The 4,633-nt window shown below is 43.3% G+C and carries 8 protein-coding genes; 6 read left to right on the top strand and 2 right to left on the bottom strand.

Features of this window, described 5'->3' with window-relative positions:
* The 3 genes from F6K37_RS32605 to F6K37_RS32615 all read left to right on the top strand — a co-directional run.
* A partial coding sequence (locus F6K37_RS32605; RefSeq protein ID WP_287254787.1) for an agmatine deiminase family protein occupies nucleotides 1–423 on the top strand: 423 nt, incomplete at its 5' end.
* 292 nt (nucleotides 424–715) lie between these two features.
* On the top strand, nucleotides 716–1,210 hold the full coding sequence (locus F6K37_RS32610; RefSeq protein ID WP_071106672.1) for a tellurite resistance TerB family protein: 495 nt from the start codon (nucleotides 716–718) through the stop codon (nucleotides 1,208–1,210).
* A 158-nt stretch (nucleotides 1,211–1,368) separates the two neighbouring features.
* On the top strand, nucleotides 1,369–2,250 hold the full coding sequence (locus F6K37_RS32615) for a tRNA-dependent cyclodipeptide synthase (protein WP_287254789.1): 882 nt from the start codon (nucleotides 1,369–1,371) through the stop codon (nucleotides 2,248–2,250).
* 168 nt (nucleotides 2,251–2,418) lie between these two features.
* Here the strand turns inward: F6K37_RS32615 and F6K37_RS32620 are convergent, their stop codons facing one another.
* Both F6K37_RS32620 and F6K37_RS32625 read right to left on the bottom strand, forming a co-directional pair.
* The gene (locus F6K37_RS32620) at nucleotides 2,419–2,580 is read right to left on the bottom strand and encodes a hypothetical protein (RefSeq protein ID WP_229420232.1); all 162 of its coding nucleotides are present in this window, start codon (nucleotides 2,578–2,580) and stop codon (nucleotides 2,419–2,421) included.
* Nucleotides 2,581–2,729: 149 nt separating this feature from the next.
* Nucleotides 2,730–3,599: a Uma2 family endonuclease gene (locus F6K37_RS32625; protein WP_008190831.1), complete on the bottom strand. Its 870-nt coding sequence runs from the start codon at nucleotides 3,597–3,599 to the stop codon at nucleotides 2,730–2,732.
* 26 nt (nucleotides 3,600–3,625) lie between these two features.
* Between F6K37_RS32625 and F6K37_RS32630 the strand changes: the two genes are divergently transcribed.
* The 3 genes from F6K37_RS32630 to F6K37_RS45775 form a co-directional block, all read left to right on the top strand.
* Nucleotides 3,626–3,808: a hypothetical protein gene (locus F6K37_RS32630; RefSeq protein ID WP_131827218.1), complete on the top strand. Its 183-nt coding sequence runs from the start codon at nucleotides 3,626–3,628 to the stop codon at nucleotides 3,806–3,808.
* Between the two features lie 23 nt (nucleotides 3,809–3,831).
* On the top strand, nucleotides 3,832–4,416 hold the full coding sequence (locus F6K37_RS32635; protein WP_287254792.1) for a hypothetical protein: 585 nt from the start codon (nucleotides 3,832–3,834) through the stop codon (nucleotides 4,414–4,416).
* The coding region (locus F6K37_RS45775; RefSeq protein ID WP_502887793.1) for a hypothetical protein at nucleotides 4,398–4,633 on the top strand (236 nt) is incomplete at its 3' end. The genes F6K37_RS32635 and F6K37_RS45775, both read left to right, overlap by 19 nt.

The raw sequence follows: 4,633 nt of genomic DNA on the forward strand, positions 1-4,633 counted from the left end.
GTGACAGATGGACATGTGGATGGCATTTGCGCATTTGCCGCACCTGGATTGGTCTTACTCCATAGCACTGATGATGCTAATGATCCAAATTACAAGATTTGTCGGGATGCTAAGCATCGATTACAACAAAGTACTGATGCTCGTGGACGTAAGTTTGAGATTGTTGAGATTCCTCTTGGCTTAGATATTGCTCACATGAATTTTTACATTGCTAATGGTGCGGTAATCGTTCCGATTGCTGGTGACTCCAGCCAAGATGATGCTCCCCTTGCTATTCTGCGTGAGGTTTTCCCTGGGCGGAAGGTTGTTGGTGTAAATAGTCTGATTCTGGCTGAAGGTGGAGGAGGAATTCATTGTATTACCCAACAGGTACCTGTGGCTAATGGGGTAAGCCGTCAGCCGTCAGCCGTCAGCAATCAGTAAATTTTGGGACAGGAAACAGGCAAGATGTCTGTTCCACCAAGATGCCCGTTTTACAGAAATAAATATTTAAGCAAGATTTAACAAATAGTCTGTGATTTTAGTACAGTTTTATATTATCTATTACTAGATAATTTTATTGATAATCTTCTCAAACTACAGGTGATTAACCTCAAAAAAGTATTGAGTTTTATAACCTTTAAAAACAGGGGGTTTACCCCATGCTCCCATCAATTTATCTTGTGGTATAATAAACTTGCTCAAAACACCTATATCAAAAACAGAGAGTAAAACTATGACAAGTGGAAAAAGTCTTCAGGTGACCCCATATGCTCAAAATAGATATAACATTACTCAACCAGTTGATTTTGAGGTAGGCGTGAATTACAGCGGTGCCTTAATGGCAATTGCTGGAGCGGATGGGGAATTGGCAGAAGCAGAATTACAGTGGTATATTGATGAACAGGAAATGTTGCTAGTCGAATCTGAAGAAAAAAAAGAATACATTGAAGCGCTCCGCCAATTCGATTGGAAAAATGCTAAAGTTGAGGAGCTATTGAGTAGTCTCAAGTATGACTTTCCTCTGAATTTTCGTCGAACCCTTTTGTACCAAGGGATCAAGATGTGTCGAGCCGATGGTAATTACCATGACAAAGAAAAAGCATCTGTGGCTAAAGCGGCAGAAATTTTAGGGATTGAACGCAGCGTGGCGGTTAGCCTGGAGTCCCTGGCCGAACTGGAAGATTCAGCGGAGCGATTGCGCCTTGCATTGTTTGAAACCGACGTTTAATTCGGGTGTATCTCATTAAAGCTGTTTGACCCGATGGTGCGTTACGGGACGGACTTTCCCAACACTGGCTACCCAAAACAGTAGGGTGATCCCGTCCCTAACGCACCCTACTGTTTTACTGACAGTTTACCAGATTGCCGCCAAGAACATCTAAAAGAATGAGTAGCCACAGGGACGAAGAAACGATCATGGAAAATTTTGACTGGAATCAGCTTTCACTAGAGCAATTGAAGTTGCTTCAATCGAAAATAAGCAAAGCGATCGATCTTAAGAGACGCGACTTAAAGTTGACCCAATCTACTGCCAATATCACCCAAGTTTATGAGTACAAGGTAAGTTTGGCTAAGGTCTCTCCTGCTCGCCTACGTAGCTCCCTGTCTGATTATCAAAAGTGTGTTTTCATGATCAGTCTGGGAAGTAAAAACTTTGTTTATAGTGAGCGAATCGAAGCCTTGATAAAATGGATTAGCGAACAATTCAAAGCTTGCCTAGTATTAGTTGGGGACAGTTTATATCGACTGACAATCGAAGTTAGACAGGGACTTAAAGGGGATGAAGCTTGGCTGGAGGCAATTCGCACTGGAGAGACCTTTATTAATCAAAACCGTTTCTTGTTCCAGCAATACTGTGGAAGTTGTCAATTCCAGTTCCAGATGGCTTCCCAAATAGAGAAGCAATCAGAATTTGAGATGTATTACAAAGACTTTCAGGGTCTTTATCAACAGGATGAATCTTTTCAAAAGATGGTCAACTCCTTTGCCCAAACCTATCTTAATCGGGGGGAACAGTCAGAAGAAGAGGAAGTAGAGCAGCTTCTCCAAAGGCAAAAGCACCTGGCGATCACCTACCTGCTGGAAGAGTCAGCTGTGTTTACCTGCCTTGCTAAAGAAGGATGGCCAGTTTTTGTTTATCCTGGGTCAATTAAAACTTTTGAAGAAATTGCGGAAGGGTTGCACCCAGAGGTTCCTTTACCTCTCAAGCAAATGATCTGGGTCAGCCTGCGTCTTAAAAGGAAGGCTACTGCTGGAGAAAGCATCTAAGGGCTTTGAGGTCAATGGTGGTTGCAGAATCGGGAATCGGGAATCGGGAATCGGGAATCGGGAACAGGGAACAGGTAAAAAATCCTGTGTACCTCATAGGTATGGAAAACGCGATCAGATAACAGGAGGTATTTGAAATTATGACTTCTGACTCCTGACTTCAGCCTTTCAAAAGAAGCCATGGAATTCACCAGCCTCAAATCTTTTTCTCAATTCCTGGCGCTGAATTTTGCCGATCCCTGTTTTCGGAATCGTCTCTTTGGGAACGGGAATCAGGTAATCTGGATTTAACCCAATCGTGTTCACAACGGTTTTCCGAATTTTCGCCATGCACTGCGTTTAAGGAATTATCGTCAGTATCAGTAGCACTGAAAAAGATTGCCAATCTATCAGTATTGTCCCCAATTATCCGAACATAATCTAACCCACCACCGGGTCAAACAGCTTTAATGAGATACACCCACCAACTCAGACAGGGGTTAAATTTCATCGGGATTAATACCCATCTGTCGTAACCGTTCTGCTAATTGTTCAGCTCGTTGGTGTTCCTGTTCAGCTCGTTGGTGTTCCTGTTCAGCTCGTTGTTGAGCCAGTTCCTTCTCTTGACGTTCCTGTTCAGCTCGTTGTTGAGCCAGTTCAGCTCGTTGCCGTTCCTGTTCAGCTCGAAGACGTTCAAGTTCTGCCTCAGTAGGAATCCAATTTCCCTGTTGATCATACCAACGTAGCCACAACCGATTCAATCCCCGATATTGACCAAGCCATAGTCCTAAACCCAATTGCAACTCAGGCATCCAAAATTGGGAATTGTCTAATGTTTGTGGTTGATAGCTGCCGCCATCTAACTTAAAAAGTTGTAATTCGTTACTGACTCGGTCAAAGGTAACATAGTAGGGAATCGCTAAAATTTGCTCGTACACTTCCCATTTCGTTGGTGGTTCTCCCGTTCGTTCACTGTAACCAAGGTCTTGATCTTTGGTGCTGGCAGAGAGCAACTCTATGGCCACAATTGGTCTGACGTCTTCTTGCCAGATCACATAACTCATTCTGAGCTCTCGTCCCTGGTAAAATCGGGAAATCCCCACTACAGCAAACCAATCCGGTCGTTTGTACCAAGCGGTATGGTTGGGGTCATAATATAAATTTAAGTCACTGGCCACAAAAACGCGATCGCTCTCATAATTGGGAGGGCGAAAGGTCTCACTACACAGTTGTGGTTGCCAAAGATGAAATTCGTCAGGCAAACCCGGTTCCTCGGGATCTTCACTGGGTAAATCATACATGGTGGGCAGGGTTTCTTTGGCCGGATGAGGGAGAATAACCTGCTCAAATAAGGGTTTGGCAACAGACATGAGATTACCTCAATTTTTTCCGACTCATGATTTTGATTTTAGCAACTGTCGGTAAGCATTTAGCCGTCAGCTGTCAGCTGTCAGCCATCAGCTGTGCTCCCTGTTCCCAGATCCGCTGTTCCCAGATCCGAAGTTCCCTACTCCCTACTCCCTACTCCCTACTCCCTACTCCCTACTCCCTTTTCCCTTTGCTCTATACTAATAGATAAACTAAAAAACAAATACCAATATCATGCTGGATTGGTTAGCAGTTTGGGGAATTTCTAGTGCCGGTGGCTATCTCGCCAAAGAAGTGATCGGTCCCTTGGCCAAAGAAGCTCTAGAAGACTACACCAAAGATTTTTTCAAAGAATCCATCAAAGACTATACTGGACTATCGGATCAAAATACCCAGAAAAAACTCTTCGGTAAAGCTTTAAAAGAATTTGTAGCCTTAGTTGAAAGAGAATTGGAAGATGCTGAGTTATCCAAGCAAGAATTAAAACAGTATACTAAACCCCTCAAGCAGTATATTAAAAACAAATCCATTAAAGCTATCCTAGGAAGTGCGTTTAAATATGGCTGTCAACACATAGATACCGAGACATTAACCAAGACTTGGATTGAGCTTAAGTTATTACCATTACCAGAAGAATTTCGTTGGAAGTATATTGCTAGACAGTATCTCAAGCAAGTACACACTATCATCCGGGAGTCGGATCAGTTACGGCCTATCCGAGATTCCCAAACCTTGGATGCGATTAGCCCGAAGGGCTACGCTACGCGATCGCAGAAAACACTAAAGCTACCGCAGGCATTATCCCAGACTTTGACTTAAGCACCTATCAAGAAGCACTCCTAGAGCGTTACGGTAATCTGGGCTTGGATAGTTTAGATACCAATGCTTGTGCCTATAACGAACTAAAACTCTGGACGATATTTATCCCCCAAAATGTGCGAGAGGTTCATGACCTGATGCCGTCAGCTATTCATGAACTTCCTAAAGATTATTATAGACAACTAGGAGACAGTGGTCAACTAGACATAGCAATTGA

The organism is Moorena sp. SIO4E2 (assembly GCF_010671945.1).
In the GTDB taxonomy this organism is placed as follows: domain Bacteria; phylum Cyanobacteriota; class Cyanobacteriia; order Cyanobacteriales; family Coleofasciculaceae; genus Moorena; species Moorena producens.

Excerpts from the sequence above, each read along its gene's own strand:
- F6K37_RS32625 (WP_008190831.1), bottom strand. The coding sequence starts at position 3,599 with ATGTCTGTTGCCAAACCCTTATTTGAGCAGGTTATTCTCCCTCATCCG.
- F6K37_RS32615 (WP_287254789.1), top strand. The coding sequence starts at position 1,369 with ATGAGTAGCCACAGGGACGAAGAAACGATCATGGAAAATTTTGACTGG.
- F6K37_RS32630 (WP_131827218.1), top strand. The coding sequence starts at position 3,626 with ATGATTTTGATTTTAGCAACTGTCGGTAAGCATTTAGCCGTCAGCTGT.
- F6K37_RS32610 (WP_071106672.1), top strand. The coding sequence starts at position 716 with ATGACAAGTGGAAAAAGTCTTCAGGTGACCCCATATGCTCAAAATAGA.
- F6K37_RS32635 (WP_287254792.1), top strand. The coding sequence starts at position 3,832 with ATGCTGGATTGGTTAGCAGTTTGGGGAATTTCTAGTGCCGGTGGCTAT.
- F6K37_RS32620 (WP_229420232.1), bottom strand. The coding sequence starts at position 2,580 with ATGGCGAAAATTCGGAAAACCGTTGTGAACACGATTGGGTTAAATCCA.